The 21,766-nt window shown below is 24.3% G+C and carries 29 protein-coding genes and 1 pseudogene; 26 read left to right on the top strand and 4 right to left on the bottom strand.

Features of this window, described 5'->3' with window-relative positions; all coding sequences use genetic code 4:
* Positions 1-28 precede the first annotated feature (28 nt).
* Positions 29-628 carry a DDE-type integrase/transposase/recombinase gene (locus AACL22_RS00275; RefSeq protein WP_338988673.1) on the bottom strand — a complete coding sequence of 200 codons (600 nt, stop codon included), beginning with the start codon at positions 626-628 and terminating at the stop codon, positions 29-31.
* Positions 629-851: 223 nt separating this feature from the next.
* On the opposite strand from AACL22_RS00275, the gene AACL22_RS00270 reads away from it, so the two are divergent.
* Positions 852-1,115, top strand: a complete 264-nt coding sequence (locus tag AACL22_RS00270) for a hypothetical protein (protein WP_338988671.1) — start codon at positions 852-854, stop codon at positions 1,113-1,115.
* The gene (locus tag AACL22_RS00265) at positions 1,082-1,969 is read left to right on the top strand and encodes an IS3 family transposase (protein ID WP_338992927.1); all 888 of its coding nucleotides are present in this window, start codon (positions 1,082-1,084) and stop codon (positions 1,967-1,969) included. The genes AACL22_RS00270 and AACL22_RS00265 overlap by 34 nt, the downstream gene beginning before the upstream one ends.
* A 10-nt stretch (positions 1,970-1,979) precedes the next feature.
* Here AACL22_RS00265 and AACL22_RS00260 read toward each other — a convergent pair whose 3' ends face one another.
* Positions 1,980-2,120 carry a hypothetical protein gene (locus AACL22_RS00260; protein ID WP_338988670.1) on the bottom strand — a complete coding sequence of 47 codons (141 nt, stop codon included), beginning with the start codon at positions 2,118-2,120 and terminating at the stop codon, positions 1,980-1,982.
* Between the two features lie 242 nt (positions 2,121-2,362).
* Between AACL22_RS00260 and AACL22_RS00255 the strand changes: the two genes are divergently transcribed.
* Genes AACL22_RS00255 through AACL22_RS00240 form a run of 4 tightly spaced genes read left to right on the top strand, consistent with a single transcriptional unit; the run spans position 2,363 to position 4,940 of the window.
* A complete protein-coding gene (locus AACL22_RS00255; protein ID WP_338988669.1) occupies positions 2,363-3,436 on the top strand; it encodes a hypothetical protein in 1,074 nt (357 codons plus the stop codon).
* Positions 3,437-3,482: 46 nt separating this feature from the next.
* Positions 3,483-4,544, top strand: a complete 1,062-nt coding sequence (locus AACL22_RS00250) for a hypothetical protein (protein WP_338988668.1) — start codon at positions 3,483-3,485, stop codon at positions 4,542-4,544.
* Positions 4,545-4,549: 5 nt separating this feature from the next.
* Positions 4,550-4,765: a lipoprotein gene (locus AACL22_RS00245; protein ID WP_338988667.1), complete on the top strand. Its 216-nt coding sequence runs from the start codon at positions 4,550-4,552 to the stop codon at positions 4,763-4,765.
* On the top strand, positions 4,746-4,940 hold the full coding sequence (locus AACL22_RS00240; protein WP_338988665.1) for a hypothetical protein: 195 nt from the start codon (positions 4,746-4,748) through the stop codon (positions 4,938-4,940). Before AACL22_RS00245 ends, AACL22_RS00240 begins: the two co-directional genes overlap by 20 nt.
* Before the next feature lie 20 nt (positions 4,941-4,960).
* Here AACL22_RS00240 and AACL22_RS00235 read toward each other — a convergent pair.
* Positions 4,961-6,022, bottom strand: a pseudogene (locus tag AACL22_RS00235) (spiroplasma phage ORF1-like family protein); the annotation flags it as partial.
* 888 nt (positions 6,023-6,910) lie between these two features.
* On the opposite strand from AACL22_RS00235, the gene AACL22_RS00230 reads away from it, so the two are divergent.
* The 13 genes from AACL22_RS00230 to AACL22_RS00170 all read left to right on the top strand — a co-directional run bounded on the left by AACL22_RS00230 (position 6,911) and on the right by AACL22_RS00170 (position 15,138).
* Positions 6,911-7,195, top strand: a complete 285-nt coding sequence (locus AACL22_RS00230; protein ID WP_338988664.1) for a hypothetical protein — start codon at positions 6,911-6,913, stop codon at positions 7,193-7,195.
* Entirely contained in the window at positions 7,150-7,443 is a 294-nt protein-coding gene (locus AACL22_RS00225; protein WP_338988663.1) for a hypothetical protein, read from the top strand. Before AACL22_RS00230 ends, AACL22_RS00225 begins: the two co-directional genes overlap by 46 nt.
* Positions 7,444-7,599: 156 nt before the next feature.
* Positions 7,600-8,019, top strand: coding sequence for a hypothetical protein (locus tag AACL22_RS00220; RefSeq protein WP_338988661.1), 420 nt, complete (start codon positions 7,600-7,602; stop codon positions 8,017-8,019).
* A complete protein-coding gene (locus AACL22_RS00215; protein WP_338988658.1) occupies positions 8,010-8,204 on the top strand; it encodes a hypothetical protein in 195 nt (64 codons plus the stop codon). Before AACL22_RS00220 ends, AACL22_RS00215 begins: the two co-directional genes overlap by 10 nt.
* 280 nt (positions 8,205-8,484) lie before the next feature.
* Positions 8,485-8,934, top strand: a complete 450-nt coding sequence (locus tag AACL22_RS00210; protein ID WP_338988655.1) for a hypothetical protein — start codon at positions 8,485-8,487, stop codon at positions 8,932-8,934.
* 90 nt (positions 8,935-9,024) lie between these two features.
* Complete coding sequence (locus AACL22_RS00205) at positions 9,025-9,711, top strand: hypothetical protein (protein ID WP_338988653.1); 687 nt, start codon at positions 9,025-9,027, stop codon at positions 9,709-9,711.
* A gap of 95 nt (positions 9,712-9,806) precedes the next feature.
* Entirely contained in the window at positions 9,807-10,793 is a 987-nt protein-coding gene (locus tag AACL22_RS00200; RefSeq protein ID WP_338988652.1) for a hypothetical protein, read from the top strand.
* Between the two features lie 86 nt (positions 10,794-10,879).
* On the top strand, positions 10,880-11,296 hold the full coding sequence (locus AACL22_RS00195) for a hypothetical protein (RefSeq protein WP_338988650.1): 417 nt from the start codon (positions 10,880-10,882) through the stop codon (positions 11,294-11,296).
* Between the two features lie 170 nt (positions 11,297-11,466).
* The gene (locus AACL22_RS00190) at positions 11,467-12,555 is read left to right on the top strand and encodes a hypothetical protein (protein WP_338988648.1); all 1,089 of its coding nucleotides are present in this window, start codon (positions 11,467-11,469) and stop codon (positions 12,553-12,555) included.
* Positions 12,556-12,575: 20 nt separating this feature from the next.
* Positions 12,576-12,845: a hypothetical protein gene (locus AACL22_RS00185; protein WP_338988647.1), complete on the top strand. Its 270-nt coding sequence runs from the start codon at positions 12,576-12,578 to the stop codon at positions 12,843-12,845.
* A 13-nt stretch (positions 12,846-12,858) separates the two neighbouring features.
* Entirely contained in the window at positions 12,859-13,431 is a 573-nt protein-coding gene (locus AACL22_RS00180; protein WP_338988645.1) for a hypothetical protein, read from the top strand.
* A 147-nt stretch (positions 13,432-13,578) separates the two neighbouring features.
* Complete coding sequence (locus tag AACL22_RS00175) at positions 13,579-14,097, top strand: hypothetical protein (protein ID WP_338988643.1); 519 nt, start codon at positions 13,579-13,581, stop codon at positions 14,095-14,097.
* 21 nt (positions 14,098-14,118) lie between these two features.
* Positions 14,119-15,138, top strand: a complete 1,020-nt coding sequence (locus tag AACL22_RS00170; protein WP_338988642.1) for a hypothetical protein — start codon at positions 14,119-14,121, stop codon at positions 15,136-15,138.
* Here the strand turns inward: AACL22_RS00170 and AACL22_RS00165 are convergent.
* On the bottom strand, positions 15,034-16,458 hold the full coding sequence (locus AACL22_RS00165; protein ID WP_338988640.1) for a hypothetical protein: 1,425 nt from the start codon (positions 16,456-16,458) through the stop codon (positions 15,034-15,036). The genes AACL22_RS00170 and AACL22_RS00165 overlap by 105 nt on opposite strands.
* 91 nt (positions 16,459-16,549) lie before the next feature.
* Between AACL22_RS00165 and AACL22_RS00160 the strand changes: the two genes are divergently transcribed.
* The 7 genes from AACL22_RS00160 to AACL22_RS00130 all read left to right on the top strand — a co-directional run bounded on the left by AACL22_RS00160 (position 16,550) and on the right by AACL22_RS00130 (position 21,694).
* Positions 16,550-16,795, top strand: coding sequence for a hypothetical protein (locus AACL22_RS00160; protein WP_338988638.1), 246 nt, complete (start codon positions 16,550-16,552; stop codon positions 16,793-16,795).
* Positions 16,768-17,760 (top strand): Mbov_0401 family ICE element transposase-like protein, encoded by a 993-nt coding sequence (locus AACL22_RS00155; RefSeq protein ID WP_338992925.1) that lies wholly within the window; start codon positions 16,768-16,770, stop codon positions 17,758-17,760. Before AACL22_RS00160 ends, AACL22_RS00155 begins: the two co-directional genes overlap by 28 nt.
* Complete coding sequence (locus AACL22_RS00150; protein WP_338988636.1) at positions 17,747-17,869, top strand: hypothetical protein; 123 nt, start codon at positions 17,747-17,749, stop codon at positions 17,867-17,869. The genes AACL22_RS00155 and AACL22_RS00150 overlap by 14 nt, the downstream gene beginning before the upstream one ends.
* 99 nt (positions 17,870-17,968) lie before the next feature.
* Positions 17,969-18,178 (top strand): hypothetical protein, encoded by a 210-nt coding sequence (locus tag AACL22_RS00145; protein WP_338988634.1) that lies wholly within the window; start codon positions 17,969-17,971, stop codon positions 18,176-18,178.
* Positions 18,179-18,506: 328 nt separating this feature from the next.
* Positions 18,507-20,039, top strand: a complete 1,533-nt coding sequence (locus tag AACL22_RS00140) for an ABC transporter permease (RefSeq protein WP_338988633.1) — start codon at positions 18,507-18,509, stop codon at positions 20,037-20,039.
* 12 nt (positions 20,040-20,051) lie between these two features.
* Positions 20,052-21,017 (top strand): hypothetical protein, encoded by a 966-nt coding sequence (locus AACL22_RS00135; protein ID WP_338988632.1) that lies wholly within the window; start codon positions 20,052-20,054, stop codon positions 21,015-21,017.
* A 128-nt stretch (positions 21,018-21,145) separates the two neighbouring features.
* Positions 21,146-21,694, top strand: coding sequence for a hypothetical protein (locus tag AACL22_RS00130; RefSeq protein WP_338988631.1), 549 nt, complete (start codon positions 21,146-21,148; stop codon positions 21,692-21,694).
* Positions 21,695-21,766 lie beyond the last annotated feature (72 nt).

Here is a 21,766-nt window from a genome sequence, read left to right as displayed (position 1 = left end):
GTTTAAATAAAACTTTATAAATTTAAAATTATTTAGTTAAATTAGTTAAAAATTCAAATGGTGTCTGAAAGTTTAAAGATTTATGTACTCTTTCAAAATTATAAAAATAATAGTAATCATTTAATTTATTTTGTAAACCAACTGCATCCAATATTTTTTCATCAAATACAAATAACTTAGTATAATTTTGATGAAATCTTTCAATTTTACCATTTGACTGAGGAGAACGAACAGGTGTTGTTTGATGTAAAATATTTTTATCTGTTAAAAATTGAGTAAAATTAGTTTCTTTAACAGTACTTTTTTGATTATTCCGATGACTATTAATAAATTCAGAACCGTTATCAGTTCTAATTCGTGTTATTTTAATACCAAATATTTTTTTAAAATCACTGATTGCTCTTTTAACGGCATCAATAGAATTCTCAGTGCATAATTTATCATAAATATAACCGAATACTCCTCTGATTCTTTCATCAATAAAATCATAAACATAATATTTTTTATCAACTGGAAATTTACTTGGCATAAAATATTTTGCATCCATTTGTAATAATCATAATTCTTTAACTTCATATCTTGAATGTTGTCTTTTAATTTCTTTAATTTTATTTTTATTTTTAATCAACGCTTTTCTTTTTTAAGTCAACGGAAAAATGTTTTTAAATTTTAATAAAAAGTTGAAAATTTATTTTTAAAATATTTTTTAATCAAGTCTTTTAATAACAACTTAGTTTCAAGAAAAAAATCCTTACATAAATTATAATATATGCAAAATATAGAGTGCACCCAAAAAAGTAAGTAAAATAAAAAAAGATTTTGCTAAATTTTTATAGGGGGTGCATTTTTATATGGCAAAAAAAGGACAAAAATATAACAAATATACATCAGAATTTAGAACAAAAATCATTGAGGAAATTAAACAAAAAAGTTGTTGAATAGTAGCAAAACAATATAATATAAATGCAAATACAGTAGAATCTTGATGAGCAAATCATAAAAAAGGAAAATTAAACAATCCTAAAGGACCTAAAATTTCTTTTGGCAAAAGAAATTTAGAATATTATAAAACAAGGTATGAATTATTAAAAAAGCTCCATGACTTTTACAATTAAGCAAACTAAGAATTGTCTCTTTTATTAAACAAAATTTTTGTGAATATTCAATAAAATTATTACTAGAAGTAACAGGGTTAAAACGTAGTTATTGAGATAAATATAAAAATTATGACAGTAGCAAAAAAGATAAAAAAGCAATAAATGATATTGTAAAAGTCTATGAAGAAAATTTAAAACAATTTGGTTATCGAAGAATTACTAAATATTTAAAGGAAGATTATGGTATAAAATATAATTCAAAAAAAGTTTTAAGAATTATGCGTGATAATCAAATACAATCTGAATATGTAAGAAAAATGAGAAGAAAAATGAAATATAAACAGAATAAAGAAAAAAGCTTATTGCAATATCCTGATTTAATTAATCGTAAATTCAATGATATAAAAACAAGGTTTTCAGTACTATATACTGATGTAACATATTTAATTTGAAAAGGAGAAAGATATTATCAATCAACAATTATTGATGGATATACTAAAGAAATAGTTGATGTAAAGTGATCTAAATATAATGACAATAAATTAGTAATGGATAATTTAAATGATGCAATTAATAAAATAAAATTAATAAAAAAAGATCTGAATGGAATAATAATTCACTCAGATCACGGATATCAATATACATCCACTATTTATCACGATAAATGTTTATCTAACGGTATTACAATTTCAATGGGAAAAAATTACCACTGTGCAGATAATATTGTTATAGAAAGTTTTCATTCATTACTTAAGAAAGCTACAATCCATAATAAAATATATAATTCACATGAAGAATATATACAAGATGTTATAAAATGAAATACATGATATTCAAATCGTAAAGAAAAAGATATAATTAAAAAAAAGTAAATACTTTTTATTAGTACTTACTAAAATGGGTGCACTCTAATATTTTCTTTTTTATTTTTTTATAATATTTATTTTGATAGTTTTTACTTAAAAAATATTGCAATTTAGCTTGTAAATCACTTAAATTAAAATCATTAATAATATATTTCATTAATTTACCCCCATTTTTTAAAAAATATAACATAACTATGTTAATTATAACATTTGAAAATTTAATTAACTTTTTATCATTTTTTATTCATAATTTGTGATTTATATTTTTTATAAAACCTCAACTTTTGTAAAATTACCACTTTTTTACTATTAATATTCAAAAATACTTGTATTATATATATATAATTTCTATGTATCTTGAAAAAAGTTTTAAGATGAGAGAAAAGGAAATTATATTAAATGAAAAAACTTTTAAGTTTATTAAATGTATTAACAATTAGTGTAATGGCTGTACCAACAACAATTGCCACTAGTTCTTATCAAAAAGAAAATAAAAAATTATTAAATAGTAACATTAAAAAATTAAAACGAGTTAAAAGAAATGATGTTCCATCTTTACAAGATTTGATTACAACAATTAATATTGGTAAAATAAAAAAAGTAAATCAAAAAAATATTTTAAAAAGATTAAGTGAAATTAATCATCCAATTGTATCAAGAACTGATTTTTTAAAAAATATTGAATTTGAAAATATAACCGCTAATTCAGCAATAATTCGTGCTAGACAAAATATTTTATATCCTTTTAATCATTGTTATTCAATACCAAGTTTAATAAGATTTATTATTAATTTTGATTCTAATATTGTTAATTTTAATGAAATATTAGGACTAATTACAGAACAATTTATATTAAAAAATAATTTAAATAATTTATTAACAATTAATGATTTAAGAATTACAAATATAACAAATTCTTCAGCATTAATAGAAAGTTTAAATGTTAATTATATAATTTCATTAAGAGTAATGTTTGTTCCTTTAAATATTATTTACTTTTATTCACCAGAAAAAAGAAGAACTGTTAGTTTTCAAAGAGAACCATGAAGTAGCTCACCAGAAGAAAGAAATAATATACAAAAAAATAAAAAAATTATTTTATCATTATCATCTGTTATTACTAATACAGATTTAGGGACAATATTAGATAATAGACCTGAAACAATTTTAAGAGAAGTTATATTAACAAACCCAAGAAATAATTCATTAAGAGTTGATAGTTTAAGAGCTATAAACATTACATCAAATTCGGCAACAATTACAAGTATTAGTGAAAATTTTATTGGTAGTGTAATAGTTAATTTTACTGTTGATAGAAATTTTAATTATTATAAAAGGTCGCAAAATTTTTATGATAAAAATGATAAAGATAATTTAAAAAAAGAAAATATAATTATAATCAACAAAATGATATTAATAAACAATCAACAACTACAAAAAAACCAAGTTCAGGGGTTATGAACCAATAAATAAAAAAACAAATTTATCTAATATTTTAATAAGTACATATTTAGGAGAATTGCAGAATAATCAAACAGAAACTATTTTAAATAAAATATTAAAATTAAATAATAATGTTGAAAAAAATAGTATAGAAATAGGAACTGTTATTGATAATTGAGCTTCAATAATTCCAACTTCAAATTCAAAATATGAAGGTGCTGTTATGATTAATTTTATATTAAATAAAAATAATTATAGTCAATATAATGCAATAAATAAATATAACGCTCTTTCAAAAGAAGAAAAACAACAAAAATTAAATGAAATCAATCAACATTATCAATCATTACCCGAAAATAAACAAAAAGTATTTAAATATAAATTAAGAGATGTTGGTTTGGGACTTACTTTTACTGGAATTTCTGGTACTGGAATTTTAGGGATTTCAAAAATGACCGGAATATCACCAATAAAAGGCTTATCAACTACTGCTAATTATATCAAAAATAATTTATCAACCACTCGTACTGTTGTTTCATCAGAAACAGGGGAAGCAGTAGAAATGACCCCACTTTTATCAGAAAGTACTGTAGCAGAAGGTTTAACAGCTGCAGAAACTCTATCAGTGGCAGAAGGAACCGCAGTTATTGGAACAGAAGCTGGTACTTTTGCGGCTTTAGCTCCCGAAACACTAGGTTTATCATTAGTAATTGGTGGGATGTTAATTGCAGGGACTTCTATTATTTGATGGCTTAATAGTGACCATACAACAGCAACAAAACACGAATCACATAATCAATATAATGAAATTGAAAAATATTATAAACTTTTAGCACATGATCAAATAAAATTAGATATTAGTAGTAATGAGTGAAATAAAATTAAGCAAATTTATGAAGAAAATAAAGATAATTTTGAAGCATTCAAAAATAAAATTAAATTAGAAATTAGTAATTTTAACAAAGAAGATCATTCTGGTGTGGGAGGATCAATTAATGTTGAAGATATTAATACTTTAATTAATATTATTTACAATCATTTTGAAGAAATAAATAATCATTTTTTATCTAACTCTAACCATGGTTGAAAAATTATTTCAAATACTGTGGGCAGTTATTTTATAATTGAGGAGAAATAGAAAAAATGAAAAAAATATTAAGCATTTTAGGTACTATTACATTAACGGAAATAAGTACAACAACTTTAATTGCTTGTAATAAACCTAAACCAGATAATAATAGCGAAAACGGGGGAAATAAACCTGAACCTACACCAAAACCAGAAAAATCACAAGAACCTCCAGTTGAAAGTAATTGAAAATTAGTTAATGGTTTTGTTAATGAAAAAAAATGAAAATAAAAATTATATTGGTGTTATAAAAATTGAAAACGGTTGAAAAATTATAAAATGAATTGGGAAATGAATAGATTATAAATATCAATATAAAAATATTTATCGTTGAGACGGTGAAAGTATTCCATTAACCCCAGATATTGATAAAAATACTGGTGAAATTACAGATTGAAAAGAATAAAAGGACTAACAAGTCCTTTTTTATAGTAATCGTACAAATTTCATAAAAATAATTAATAAGAATAAATTAGTTATTGTATTATACAATGCAGGACTAAATTTTCATACTTCAAATGTTTGACTGAAAAAACTATATATTATTTGAAATATTTTTCCAACGCCACTCGCTAACTCGTTTACTTGTTTTATACCAGGGATATTATTAACTATCCAAATTGCAGCATTGCGAATATGACACGCTAAATTATATCAACTACAGCTTTCATATTGTGCTTGTCATCATTGACTATCTAAAAATAATCCACCGTTATTAATTTTTTGTCAATTATAAATTCCAAAATTAAAGTCATAATAATGATACATATCATTTTCTTTTTGCGCTTGTAATTCAAAAACATTATAACCAATTTTTTGTTCTTCCATTTTCTTATATTTTAAACCATATTTATTTTTTAAAGCACCTTCAAAAACATAACCCTCATTTTGATTAATATTATAATCATTTGAGACTGAAAAATCATAGTTAAATACATCTTTATAATTTGTGTGTTATAAAACCGATTTTTATAAACAGAATACATCTTAAAATCTAATGATTTATATTTATCAGAAAAATAAAAATATCGTGGATAAATTTTAAAACCATTATTTGTTAATAAACCATATTTTTTATTATATCCTTGTGTATAAGTATTATTTTCTAAATCAAAAATTGTTCGTAAATAATATTTATAAAAATTTTGGGAAACCGTAAACATAATATTTAATATTTTTTCAAATTGACCTTTATTAATATTATTTTTATCAATTAAAACATTTCTAAAATTAACTAATTTTAAACCAAAAAAGTTAATTAAAACTGTATCATATTGTAAATTATTAATATAACCACTTTCAATAAAATTACTACGATTTTGAAACACAGGCACCAAAGCATATGCAAAAAAGGCTTTTAAAAATTTATTAATATCAATTTGTCCTTTTTTTTTCATAATATTTAATATCTCCGTTTTCCAAATATGAATTAGTATTTCCAACAAAATTAAAGATATTTTCTTTATCTTTGTAAATTGTAAATGCAAATGTAGCACTTTATTGAAAAAGAATAAAGTGCTTTTTATTTTGTAAAAAATACTTATATTTATTGGATTAATCGTTAGATAGTATCTTTTACACTTAATAAAATATGTTTTTTCAGAAAAATCCATCCTTTCTTTTCTTAAAAAATTTTGAATAATTGTTTTATTTAGTTGTTAGTTAATTGTTAAATATAATTACTAAAAAATATATTTAATAAACAAAGAATTAAAAAAGATAATGAGATAAAAAAAGATACTATCTAACGATTAATCCAAAATTCAATCTTTATTTTTTGATGCTTAAAGATGGATAACTCATCTATGGCACGAAGCCTTAAAGAAAGTGTGAAAGCGATTGGATTTACTACTCCTATTTATTTCTTTAATTCTCGGCAAGATTAATCACTTGCGAAATGTCAGAGCATGTGTTTTTTGGCTTGTTTTCATAAAAAGAGTGTTGTTAAACCGAAAAAAACAATATCGGACACTAAAAAAAACAAGAGGGTTGGAACTCCAAAAGGTTATTTTCTTTATATAAAGTTGTGTAGGGATGAATGAAGCGTAATTAATAACTGGGTAAACTGTTTTTTGTTTATTTCCGTATGGGGGTAAACTCTATCAAAATATCCTATTCGCCCTCGCTCACCTTCAAAGTGGAGCAAGCGGCGAAGTAATTAAATATTAAAATAAATTATTTACTAAATATCAAAATATTAACCAATAAAGGAATATTATGTTTTTTTACAGAAAGGAAAATATTTAATGAAAAAATGAAATAAAAAAATTAAAAATAAATTACAAGAATTAATGATACAAGCTTATCTGGTAACAGTAAATGATATTAATGATGAAATTTGAGCAACAAATAAAAAGAATTAAGGAGTATAGATAAATGACAGAATATAAAAGTAAATATATTAATAAAACTTGAAATGAAATAACAACATCATTTGATTGAGTTAATTGTCAACCTATTAATTGTCGTATTTCACATCATAAAAAGCATTATGATTTGCAATGTTTAGAATGAGCCAAAATGTACTTAAATTTATTTAAAGACAAGTGAGATGTTATTGTTTCATATATGCAATATTATAAAATTAACGATATTTTAGATTTAGCATCCGATGGATGAAAAATATTACAAATTGACAAAAAAATAAAACAAATAAATTAAAATATATTATTGCAATTGACCCTGCTGGAATTGGACAAACTGGTATTATTATTTATAATGTTTTGCAAAAGAAAATAATTAATAATATTACTTTTAATTCCAAAAATGAAGAAGAAGCAATAAATAATATGTATTTAATATTAAATGAGTTTAAAAATAAAATTTGTTCTTATTTAAATAAAGTTATTGTAATAATTGAAGATTATCAACAAATCCATTATCTACTCCTAAATTTATTGGTGGTTTAAAAGTTTTATGCAAATATCTATTTAATTTAAAATATATTTTACAATCACCAGTCATTAAGAAAAATTATATTTATAAAGGAAATATTAAAATGTCAGAGCACGAACACGATGCTTGAAAACATTTACAGTATTTTTTAGCAAAAGGAGTTGATAAAAATGGCACAAACAAAAAGTAATTTACCTAAAAAAACAATAACTAATAAACCTAAAATAAAAAATAAAAAAGTTAATAAGTTAGAATTAACTGTTAGATTACATGAAAATCCGATTAAAACTAAGATTAAGGCACTGGTTGCTGGTGGTGTTGAAGTTGATGCTTGTTCGGCTAAATGTCAGTGAGAAGGATTAAATTACTCAACATTATCAATATATAACCCATCTATTTTAACTGAGTTTTTGAAATTAAAAAAAGATGATGAGATAAAAATTAAAGGCTCAGTATTTAATCAGTTAAATATAAAAACTAAACGCTATTTTTTGTCTTTTAGAGTAGACAGTTTTGAAATTATACAAAAAGCGATTAGAAAAAGAACAAATACAAATATTAAAAAAAAGGAGGAAAAACAATGGCATTAAAAAATGTAAAATATGTTCTTATTAATGAAAATAGTGAACCTATTAAAAATAAAGATGGTAGTTTAGATATTAAAACTGCTGAAATTATTTTAGAAAATACTGTTAAAGTTGAAGAATTTAATGCAATTAATTTAGAAAATAGTAATCAGCAAATCAACGAACTACAAACAAAAAAACTGAATTAACTTCACAAATTGAACAACAAACAATTCAATTAAAGCAAATTGAAGTAATTGACTTTATTAATTCTTTAACTGATAATGAAGAATTTAAAAATGTTTTATTAAAATCTTATGATATTACTGATGATATTGAAATCATTAAAACACAATTGCAAAGTGTTTATGATGAATTAATTAAGGTACAAACAGTTAATACTGGGGGCGTACCAAAAGTAGTAAACAAAGAAAACAATATTTTAGATACAGACAATGTATTTAATAAATAGAAAGAAGGAAGTAAATTATGGCACAAAACCCACAAAGAATTTTCGGAGATATTGCTAATCAAGCAACAAAACGAGATCGAGAAACATTTGAACAATGATATTTACAAACTTATCAACAAAAATTTAGTTGAGAAGCATTATTTGCGTGAAAAGAAGCAAATAAGTTTGGTTTAACATATAAAAGAAAGAAAAATATTAAATATAATGAAGGTTCTGGTAAAGATGGGAAAGTATTTAATACTGATGATAAATTATTAAATTATTCAGAAGTAGAATTTGATGATGAAATTGTTGAATTAGATACAATTTTAACTTTTGCTCGTAAATTAGACCCTGTAGAAAGTGATTTTAACCCTAATCTTTGGGCTGCTGATATTGAACAAGCAATGGATACTGAGGTTGCTTATAAACGTAATGAAATTTTAGAAATTATTAATAAAGGAGTAGTTACAACCATTCAAGGCTAAAAAGCAGATGATACTAATGCTTTACAAATTCACGATGAAATTATAGATAAAATATATGAAAATGGATTTACCCCATCAGAAACAGTTGTCTTGGGTTCGGCTGATTTTATTCGTGGAATTCGTAATAAATTACAGTTACAACTTGGAGCAAATGACCAAATAAACAATGTAATTGAAACAAGCGGAGCAATGAAAACTGTTGAAGGAACAACATATTATATGGTTCCTAAAAAATTACCAATTATTAATAAAGATGGTTCAGAAGGAACAATTACTCTATTACCAGATGGTGTTAATGCAATTGCCTTTAAATTTAGTAAAAAATATGACCCTCTTATCTTACGCAAAAAAGACCATACTCCATTAAGAGTTGGTGCAGCTGCATTGGGTACTGGAATGGGTAATACTTTGATTATGGAAAGAGTTTTATATTTAGGTGGGGCAGTAGTTGAGCCGAAGGGAATTATTAAACATATTGTTTCAAAAATTGATATTAGTAAAATTAATAAAATAGATAAACCAAATATTCATGTTACAGACCCAACAAAAGCAACAGCCGAACAGTTAAAATCACAATTTAAAGATGTTGTTTTAAAAGCAGTAAAAGCAGTAAATAGTTCTTTAACTGAAAGTGATTTTGATTACTTTATTGAAAGTAAAGGTGAAGACTGACCAATTAATATTACAAATGATAAAACTGTTGAAGTTCAAATTGAAGGTAAAAACAACGCTACTGGTCAAACAAATCCGATTGATGTTAAAATTAAAAATTCTTAATAGTACTAAAAAATAGTACTTTTTCGTTTGATATATATGCCAATTGGAACATCTAAAACAGCCCTTATTTATGCTGTTAAAAAAATCCAACTAGATTGTCAATCCAACAACAAGAAAAAAATTTTGGTTTACAGTTATTAGAATTTTTAGGAATTCAAGTTTTAGCTCTTGGTTTATCAGTTTTAACTGGTGGTATTGCTTCGGCTGTTGGTCTTGGTGCGGGATTATCTAATTTTGCCGCAGCATTTATCTCGTTTGGAGTAGAAACAGCAACCGATTTTGCCGTAAATCAAATATATGATAAATTAACATCAGAAGTAACAGCAAAAAGTACCGCCTTAAATTTGTTACCAGCAATTGGTGGAATTGGTAAATTAACGCGTGCTGTTCGAACAACTAGAATTTTAAAATTAGCAAAAGAAACTAAACTACTTGAAAAATTAGGTGTAATAACTGCTAATAATTTAGAAGATGTTGTAAGGCAAGTTACAGGTAAAAAGATTTTATCTTCTAAATTAATATTTGATTTTACAAAGCAGGCTAATAATGAAACTTTATTATATACAATTGGAAAATTAGCCCGAAATGATTTTTATAAAGGTTTTAAAGTTTCTAATTTAGAAACAATTAATAATTTATTAAAAATTGAGAAAAATATTCAAAAAATAAGTCCTAAATTAGTTCAAAAAATACCACGCGTGAATGAAAAAAATGCTAATAAATGATTGTTTGAATATGGATTAAATATTGATAAAATAAGTAAAATTAATACTAATGAGTGATATAACATTATGACTAATCTTCAAAAAAGCAGTAAAATATATAATAATAAATTATTAAATATTTTTCATCAAACACCAATTAAATTAAATAAAATTTTAAATCATTTAAACCCAAATTTTTATATTCAAAAAGTAACTAAAAAATTATTAGCCCAAATTGAAAAACAAATAATTACTATTAAACAAAAAGTAATTAGTAAAATTACTGATAAAACTAAAAAAATATTATCTAAATTTGAAACTAAGGCTATTAAAAAAGGTCAATTATTACCTTTTGCTTATGGTTCTGATGTTTTTTAGCAGTTAAAATTGTTCCTTTATCAGTTGCGGGTGAAGTTGCTTTAACAATATATTATAAAAATCCTAAATATGTCCCTATTGTCGTTATGACAACTTTAATCAAAGCAGAACAGTTTGTTTTGGCTCCTGAACCGTTTAAATTCTATATGAACAGTGAGTGGTTTATTGGTTGGGGATTTAAAAAAACAAGTTTGTTTAATTTAGTTTCTTTTGCCCCACTTGCTTATCAGCAAGTAGTAAAAGATAGTTTTAAAATATATCGGATAATTGCTAAGATATTAAAAATGCAAGAACAATTTAAAAATAACTTTAATAAAGATAAATTGTTAAATACGCTAGAAGATAGTGCGGTTACTAGTTTGTTAGGTAATGGACTAGTATTTCAAGCATATAAACAACTCAAAACAAAACAAGATTTAAACAAAACAATTAAAACAAAAACATTACTAAATAGTAAAAAATTTATATTAAAGAAAATATATTCTAAAAAAAGTAAATGATAAGGAGATGATTAAATGTTAAATGAATTATGACAAAATGTTACTTTGGAAAATTATAATAATTTTATTCCAATGACAGGTAAAATTACACAAGTTCCAGTTCGTTATAATAAGTTCTTTAAAGGTGATGTATAGAATTATGATTTAAAACATTTGCTTTAAGAGCCCAAAATATGATTAATTCTTACTTAAACTATCCATTTTCAAAACTAAAGTTTGAAACATTTAAAGATCCATTATTAAAGAAAATTTGTATTAATATGGTGTTTATTACGATTGAACATTGAACATTTAACCGTATTCCAATTGAGTTTTTTACTTCGGCAAATATGAGTGTTGGTGATATTAATTATTCATCGCAAAATGACCCTATGATTACTTGACAAGGTCTATTGCCTACCTATGCAAAATCATTGGCTAATTTAACAACTTTAAAGAAAATGTTTCGTACTTTTCAAGAAGAAGGTATTGATTTAACAATGATTGATTTAGAAGCATATTATACTCAATTAGAAGTTGATGCTTTAATAGAAAAAGAAAAAACTAAGATTGACAATAAAACTATTGTTAAAAATAACAATAATGAAATAAATGTTCCCTTTGATAATGATACTATTTATGAAAAAAATGGTGTCTGAAAAACAAAACAAAGTGGCGGTAGTGATATTAAAATTGATAATAAAACAATTATAAAAAATACTGCTGATGAATTAATGGTTTCAGATTTAAAACAAAATAAAATAACTTTATTACCTAATAGTAGTGGTCGTGTTAATGCTGATTTTAATGCTGAAAACGGGGAATTAAGAATTTGAGACCCTAGTTTTGAAGGTGGTAAAAATACTGCTGATTATATGATTATTGATAGTACAGTTGCGGGAATTGAAAGTACTGATGATACATTTGGTACTACTAAATATTTAGATAAATTTTATTTACAGAAAAAAGATTTACCTAAAATATCAAATGATTGAAAAGTTGTTGATACTAGTGATTTTATTCAAGATTCTAAAGGATATAAAATTAAAAATTTTAATAAGTCAGAATATTATTATCGTTTATGGTGTTATACAACGCTTGAGATAGAACTATATATAATTACGCATATAAACTTTAAAGGTCAATTAGTAAGTGAAATATCATATGGAAATAATCCAAGTCGTTGAATTACCATTCAATTATTTTCCGGCGGTGAGTTTAAATTATCATCAATATCAAATAGTGTTGAAATTAAAGGATTGTATATTGAAAGAAAAAAGTAAGTTAGGAAGGAGATGGTATTATGCCAAAAGTAACTATTAAAGATATGATTATGTTTTTGAAAATCTTTGGAGTTTCATCATTGTTTTTTATTGCCGGAATTATTATTTGTTTTATCGGAGAAAAAACATTGGGTATTTCTTGACCAACATATGTTATTGTTTCAGCAATGCTTATTGGAGCAGGAATTATAGTTTTAATTATTGAAACTATTAGATTTATCAAAACACATAACAAAAAACAAAAAGAAGATAGTATTGAAGATGTTATTAAAAAAGAAGATACGAAATAAAGAGGTGATATAAATGGGATTGTTACCAGCAAAAAAAAAAAAAAAGAAATTAAAAAAAGAATATGATATTGATAGTTATTATCTTAATTTAGCATCAACGATTACTAATCGTAAAAATGTTACTGTTCAAAAACATAATGAGATTTTAGAAAAAAGAATTTGTGAAGATAATGCTAATTTTTTAAATCCGCGAGATTTAAAAATTAGCATTTATAATCCACTTACTAATCAAAAAATAGATACTAAATTAATTAATAGCTTTTTAAAAATGCAGGACTTTACCAATAAGAATTGATATAACGAATATAAAATTAATAAGAATGGTAAAGGTGCATATTTTATTTTTGCTAATAATTCAAAACTTAATTTTATTACTATTGATTTTTACAATGACCAGTATGATGAATTAGGTAATTTAGTATCTTGCACTTTTGATTATGACCCTTATATTAAAAATGACCAGAGTATTTTTATTACTGAAAAATTAGATATTGATGCTGTAACTAAACAAGTTAAAGTTATTAGAAAGTTAAAAACACGATTATATAGTACTATTACCGACTTATATATTGATGATGCTAAATAAAATAACTATACAACTTTACAAAGAGAAGAAATATCACCACTTAATTTTATTCCAATTCAAATTATTCCTAATAACCCTAATTTTGAGCCTTTTGCTCGTTATGGTAAACAATTTGCTAGTATTTTAGATATTATTGCTGAAAAGATAATGTTAGATCCATTGTTAAATAGTGGTAAATTTACTATTAATACTAATGGAGTTACTGGTGTGGTTGACCAAGAAATTAGTAAAATGCTGGCATCATTTATTAAAAATGACTTGTTATTAGTTGAAGGAGACCCTGATAGTAATTTTCAACCAGTAGACTATATTGCTGGTAATTTTAAAGGTGAGCAATTAACTAAAATATATGATTGATTATTAACTAATTACTATAAAATAAATCGACATCATGTTCCCACCATTGCTAAGGGAGCACAACAAACTCAGACAGAAGTTGCTGGTGTAAATATTCAAACAAACGCATTATACGAACAAATGATATATATTAGAGAAATTAAATTAACTGAATTTATTATTAAGTTAATTAAATATGATAATGCTATTTTAAACAGTAGAACATTCAATATTAAAAATATTGACGAGTTAATTGTTGATGTTCGCTTACCAGTAAATGCTACTTTAAACAGACAATTAAAAAAACGAAACTATTATCAATATGCCTAATGAAGAAGGAGAACAAGAATAATGTTAAAACCATCTGAAAAAATGTTAGCACAATTAGCAGAAAATGATGAACCAATTGACTATTCAATTGATAGTATTCCGTTAGATTTTGCTAGTCAATCGCAGTACAGCGACCCTGATTTAGAACAATTATTTACAGAAGCCCGTGCAAGAACCTTATATATTTATAAAATTAATAATTTTGTTAAGACAAAACAAAAACCAACCTTAAACTATTCTCAAAATAGCGTTAAAATAGGTTTTATTGACAAAGATGAATATATTAAAATAACTGGTTATGAAATTAGTGATTTTAATTTTAAATTACAAATTCAACAAAACACCACAGTCCAAGATAATAGCACAAGTTATGTAATGATTGATGAAAAAGATATTTTAATCAATAATATTTCAAAACAAGATAAAGAATTTTTAGAATCCTATGACTTAAAAATAGTTTCTATTAATGAACCAATTACTGAAAACAATAAAAATGAATGTTATATTATTGAAGAATATAAGCGTCCTTATTCACCTGATGGCATTGATATTATTAAATCTACCCACTTAGTTAAAATAACTGATTTTAAGTGAAAAAATCAGAATAGTATTCATTTAGCTTTACAAAAATCATTGCCAGAAGATACAGTATTTACTGGCATTGAAATTAAATACCCTAAATCAATGTTATTTGGAAATATTAAGTGTTGAGGCAATATCAATGGTGTTTATTCTTATTCATCATCAAATATTGAAAATGCTAGTTTAGTACCATTATTATCAATGCCAATTGAAACAAACCCTAATTTAAGAGTATTTCAATATTGATTTACCGAAAGTTTTTTACCATGAAGTATTGCAAAAAACTATATTCAAGGTAAAGATATTTTAGATTTAATAAATAAAAATGGTTTAGATAAAGTTTTATTGAATTATTTAACATATCGTTATAATTATGACCGTAAATTTCAAGGAGCAAAATACGACGAAATCAAATGTATTAATTATTCATTGTCCGTAATGTTCAACTATTTCATTTAAATTCATTGCGTTTTTTGGTGTAACAACATTTTCTTCAATTAAATATTTATCATATTCATTATTTTCATTAATTTTATAACCACTAAATAAAAACACCGTGTGGTCTTTACTACCATTAGCATAATCCACACCAATTGAATAACTATCAAATTGATACTGTTTTGTATTGGAATTATAAAAATCTTGTAAATTATACTCTTTAATATATTTACGATAATTTCGTAAAACATAAATACTGGGGTCATTATCGTTATATTCAAATCCGTAGTATTCAAGTTCAAATAAATCAGGTCGCTCTTGTTTGTTTGTTAAAACAAGTTTTTTAGTAATATCAGGTATTTTATTTCAAACAGCACCCATTGTTAATCGTAAATTAAAAATACCCAAACCATTAAATGCTTGTTTGTTTTCTGAATATACTTGATTGTGTTCTTTTAAAATATTTTTAATTCTTTCATTTAAGGGTAAATATGGGGTTACAAATTTTTCATAAAAGACATGGTATTTATCAAAAGGATTAAAAGTAAATTGATTAGAATATGTTTTATGAAAATATGTTATTACTGTTATGTATTGTTTTGCTATGTTGTCTCATTCTTGAAATGTCCAAGATAATTCTTTTACTGGAATAGGATTATCTAAATTATATTGTTCATTATCATTTTCATCAGTATATTTTTCATAAGATACTTTTAAGCTTTTTGATCTAAACATGGAAATTCGCAAATTATTATAACGTTTATCTAATTCTTTATCAGTTAAAATTTCTTTTTCTTCAGCATGTATCATTTCATCTGTTCACGCTGATATAATACCACTACCTTTATCAACTTTTCCCATAATTTTATTACCATTAGCATAACCCGCAAAAGCAATTCTCACACCACTAGGAAAAACAATTTCGCCACCTTCTTTAACATTTTTAGGTCAAACAATGCCATTTTCATTGTCGGGTCCTATATCAATCCCATATTTATTGTATAAATAATTACATACATTAATTGTATCGCCAAATGTAGTATCTTCATGGGTATTGGCATATCTTCGTAAAATGTTAGATGAAGCATCAGTAAAATTACAAGCAAAAAATAATTTTTCTGCTATGTGATTTCATGTCTTATTAGTACCACGCCCCGCTAAAACAAACTTAAAAAAAGTTGGTGAAATAAAATATCGGGCATAACTATCACCAACAAAGTCTTTAAATACTTCTCAATCAAAACCAAAATTATAGTCACTAAAATTCAAATCATATTTTTTATTTAAATATTTATAACTAGTAATCCGTTTTTTGTTATTAATTTTGGTAAAATCCTGCATTTTTAAATAGCTTCCTTTTTTTGAAAAGATTATGTGAAGTATTGAGTATCATATTTTAAAATAATTTGTTTATATGAAAGGAAATTATAAAATGGAATTAAAACAAAATTTATTAGAAGATTATAAAAAAGATAAAATAATAGAAACAAACAATGAAACTAAAAATTTTTTGATTGAAAGAGATAATGAGATATTTAAATTATATCAACAAGGACAAATATTACAAGGATATAAGGTGATATCAAAATTGCCAAAAACAATTAAAACAGAATATGGAGATATTCCTATTAAAAGAAGATTATATGTTAAATATGATGAAGAAAAAAAGAAAATATAAATTGTTATCCTTTAGATGAAGAATTAGGTTTAAAAAAATACGAAAGAATTGAAATAAATTTAAAAAATAAATATATGTCTTTTATAGGTGATGGAAAAAGATATAAAGATATTTTACATACAACAGAGAATGCAAATATTAGTGAAAGAACAATATCTAATATTTTTAAAAATGCCGATTTAGAAGAAACCGATTACATTAGTAATAAAAATAACAATAAAATTAAAATTCCAAATAATGTTTTATATATTCAAATTGACGGAGCTTTTGAACCAATGCGAGAAAATAAAAAAATTGAAAATAAAATATTTCTTGCGACTATGCATGTTGGTGTTGATCAAGAAAAGTCAACAAAAACCAGAATAAAAATGAAAAAGAAAAAAGGCGTTTTTCAAATGATGAATAAAAATCATAAGAATAAAAATAATAAATCTAATATTGATAATTTTATTGATAAAATTTTTAAATCAATGGATACTTATGATATTAATCAAAATACTAAAATATTAATATTAAGTGATGGTGAAAAACAAATTAAAAAAATTTATAGAGCAGTAAAAGCAAAATATAAAAATAACACTGTATCATATGGTTTAGATAAATTTTATTTATCAAATAGATTTAAACAATTATTCCCAAATCGAAATAGAATCAAAATTCATAGAATAAAATATAAATTAGCAAAAATATATTTCTTTACTGGAAATTATAAATTATTATTAGATTTTTTAATATGTCATTTACCATATGTTAATGGTAATAAAAAAATATTTTTATTAGAAACCATTGAATTAATTAAAAGTAATGAAGAAGGTATTGTAAATCAATCATTAGAATATAATATTGGTTGTCATGTTGAGGGTGATGTATCGCATTATATTAAGGCTGTTAAAGGGCGTGGCGCAAAAATATATTGTAAAGAAAACATTTATCAATATGTTAATTGCTTCTATGTTAAGACTTAATAATCAAATTAATGATGAGAAAGTTGATAAAACTAATAAAAATAAAGAAAAGATTGAATTTAATATATTTAATTTAAATCAATTTCAAAATCAATTTTTATCTTTATAAAAAATAAAAAACCTTTTAAAATTAGCAATAACTTTAAAAAGTATTTTTTAGTATGTCAAAATTCATAATTTTATAAACAGTCTTTTAACTAAGACAAATATGACAAGAGATGTTAATCAATATCTTACTGATTTTGAAACAAGGCAAATTAATTCTGAAAATTTTGCTCCAACTTATCAAGCAGATGATATGCGGTCATTGTTATATCGTAATATTTCAAAAGAATTTTTGCAAAGTAATAAATTAACTTCAAGTGATCCGGGTTTATCCAAAGCAATTTATGAGGTGATTACAATGATTTTGCTCTAAATCTTTTTAAACAGAAACAGCTCGCGAACATATTGATATTTTAGAAAAATCTCGATTATTTTATTGAAAATATCGGGAAACTGTTGGTTTAAACATTAAACGTACAGATTATTTTGATTCACGAGGGAATTTAAATTTAAATGATAATTTAAGAAACAATATTTTTACCCAAAGTGATTATAAACGAGATTTTGGAGAAGGAAATCCAACGATTACATTAGCTAATAATCATTTTCGTTCAGCATTAAAACAACCATTGTCTGTATCGTTTTATGATGTTTTAAATTCAGCAACAGGAAATGAGTTTAATACACGTTTTTAAAAACCAATGTATGATTTATATAATTGAATTTATGCTTACTTTGTAGAAAATGTTAATCAATGTTTTTTTCAAGGAGTATATTCACGTTCTCCGCAAACTGTTCGGTTAAAAATGCAAGAAGCATTTAATCAAAACAATGGTAATTTTAATTTAACCTTCGGAGTAATTCCGTTTATTCCATTAACAGATGATCGGGGAACAATGATTAATGCTGAATTAAATAGTATTGAGTTTAAGATTTACGGAATTAATCGTACATTTAAAAACCAAGCATTAACTAATAAAAATGGTGCGAATTTAAATGAAAAATTATTTACAGCAAGTAATAATATTGTTTTAAATGAATCATTAGCTAAACGCTTAAATGTTACAGTTGAAAATCAAATTAGTCCGTATTTGATTAGCAAAGCATTAGTTGATGGTAATCAAGGTGTTACTTCTAATCAAATTTTACAAGGTTGAGATGGAAGTGATGTAACAGGTGATGATGCTCAAGCACAAGGGCAAGTTGGTAAATTAATGTTTAATGGTGATAATAAATATAAAAATAAGGTTATAGATGAAAATAATGAATATGTTTTAGAAAGTAAAATTGATGCACTTGACCCAAATTTTACAAAACCATCAATTTTAAACGATAAAATTGTTGATGGAAGTTATCGAGTAAGTAATCAAATGAACAATCAAACTTTTACAGTTGTTGGTATTACTAATCAATATGGTTCACCACGAGCTTGAATTAATGAAGATAGGGCACAACAATTACTAGGATATGATAAAACACGGAATTATTTATTACAATTGTTTTTAAATGAATGAATGAATTCATTTATCAGGAAGAATCCTGAATTAACACCATCAAGAAAAGAGAATTTAAACTTGTTAGAAAAATTTATTAAAGATCATTCAAGTACGCCTGTTAATAACTTATGAAATAAGTTTGTTGAATATTGAAGCGTACATCAAAGTGCAGTTAATTGAATTGCTGTCTTTGAAAATGAATATCCGATTTTTAATTATAAAATTTCTAATAGTGCTAAAATTGATGATATTGAAACAGGACTAGGAACAAGTCAATTATTTGGTGACTATAGTTTTTATGGTTTAAATGGTGGTATTAGAAGTGAAATTTCTTATCCACCATATGCAAATAGTACTTTTGATAGTTTAATGCCAATTGCTGAAGCACAATCAATTTTAGGAAATATTTCAAAAGCAGTTAATGGGATTATCTTCTTTATTATTGGAATTTCGTTTGTATTAAGTTTTATGATTATTATTTTAACAAGTAATATTGTTATTGCAGAAAACCAAACAATTATTGCAACAATGAAAGTATTAGGATATCGAAATCGTTATATCACAAAATTAGTTATTGGAATGTATATTCCTATTATTGTAATAATGACAATTGCCGGTTTTGGCTTTGGATGATTATTCTTAATTATTTCTAATATGATATTAATTCGAATTGGAATAGTTTTACCACTGTTTATGAATGTCATGATTCCATTGATTGCAATTATGAATGCGGATTAAGGAGGAATTAAAATGAAAAAATTATTAGCAACTATTGCTGTTGGAATTCTAGTTTCAGGACCAGTAATGTCTGTAGTTAGTTGTACTAAAAATGATAATTGAAATAATATTCCAGTTGATCCACCAGTTTTGCCAGTTGAAGTAACTGGTTTTGTTGGAGTTGATTTAAAAACAATTGATCCACAAAATAATAAACAAACTATTCCTGAATTATTTCAGCAATTAGCGCAATTGTTTCAAGGAACAAAATGAAACTTTGATCAGTTAATAAAAAATTATAAATTTAATAATCAATCAAAACCAATTGATAAAATTGATTTGTATCGTAATGGTCAATATGAATTGAACTTTAGTGATGGAACAAATTTAAATACAATAAAAATTAATAAAACAGTAACAACTTCAAACCATTTAGCTGATAAAGTAAAAAGTATTGATTTAGGACAAATTACTGATGCACGACCAAAAACAATTTTAATTGCCACTATTTTTAACAATATGCAACTTATTTCAGAATTAGATAAGTTTGGTGAGTATTTTATTGGACCACAAACATCAGAAATATGAAACCGACAAATTGATAAAGTTGATAAAATTATGATTGAACCTAATCAAACTGAAGCAACTTTAATTTCAGGAAAAGACCATTGGTCAGAAGATAATAACCCAAGAACAGATTATTATGGTTCAGTTAAAGTGTCTTTTTCTGTTGCCCCGCCTGAACCTCCAATAGTAAAAGAGGATTTAGGACAAATGAAGTTAACAACAAATTTAGGTAAATTACCAAAAGTAACTATTTTGCAAGTAATGATGATGTTTATTAGTGTTAATTTTGTTAGCCAGTTAAATCGACTAAGTGCTTTATTAAATGATTTATATTTAGAAATTAACCCTGATAACAAAGGTGGAACAATTACTGCTTGTCATAAATCAGAATACTATATAGTTATGATTTTACTAAAAATCCACTGAATTTAATTGAAGTACAGGCATTAGATATTGCTTTAATTAAACCAGAATTATTAAAATTATCAGAGGTTTCCGACCCATTACAAACATTATTAGAAAATAACAAACTAAAAATTACATTACTGCAAGAACCAGAAATGATAAATGATAATGTTAAATATATTATTCTGCTGCAATTAGATGCAGTAAATATTAAAGGATATACTGGGCAAGCAGTTTTACATCTTGGTGTTAAGGTCAAACCAGTAGTTGCTTCTGGTGTTATTAATATCAATGGTGTTGTTGATTTAAACGGTGGTATAGTGGGGAAATATGAGAGAACAGATTTTACAAAACATTTTAATTCTCTTTTAAAATTATATGATAACTCAATGGTCTTTACTATTGATGCATGACAAGCTTATTTACCAGCATTAGGGACAAGAATTGAAATTTCTCAAGCCCAAAAAAATAATTTAGCATCGGTACTAAATAAACAATATCTACCAAAACTTGAAGTTACAAATATTTATCAAAACGGTGATGTCAAACACTTAAAAATTAGTTGAAAATTTGTTGATTTAAAAAATAATGAAAAAATTATTAATATTATGCCATATGTTCATGAACAAGTGTTTGATCAATTTCACTTACAAGGTAATTTTAAATATAATTTAAAAATTAGTTATACTAGTAAAACAAATTAAAAAATGATAAAATACATATTGTATAAATACCTTGCTATAAAATTAAAAGACATAAATTGAGTAATTTAAGAA

Origin of the sequence: Spiroplasma endosymbiont of Seladonia tumulorum (assembly GCF_964020235.1) — a bacterium.
GTDB lineage: Bacteria > Bacillota_I > Bacilli_A > Mycoplasmatales > Mycoplasmataceae > Spiroplasma.
The sequence above is the reverse complement of the archived record's forward strand: the minus strand, read 5'-3'. Positions and strand labels throughout refer to the sequence as shown.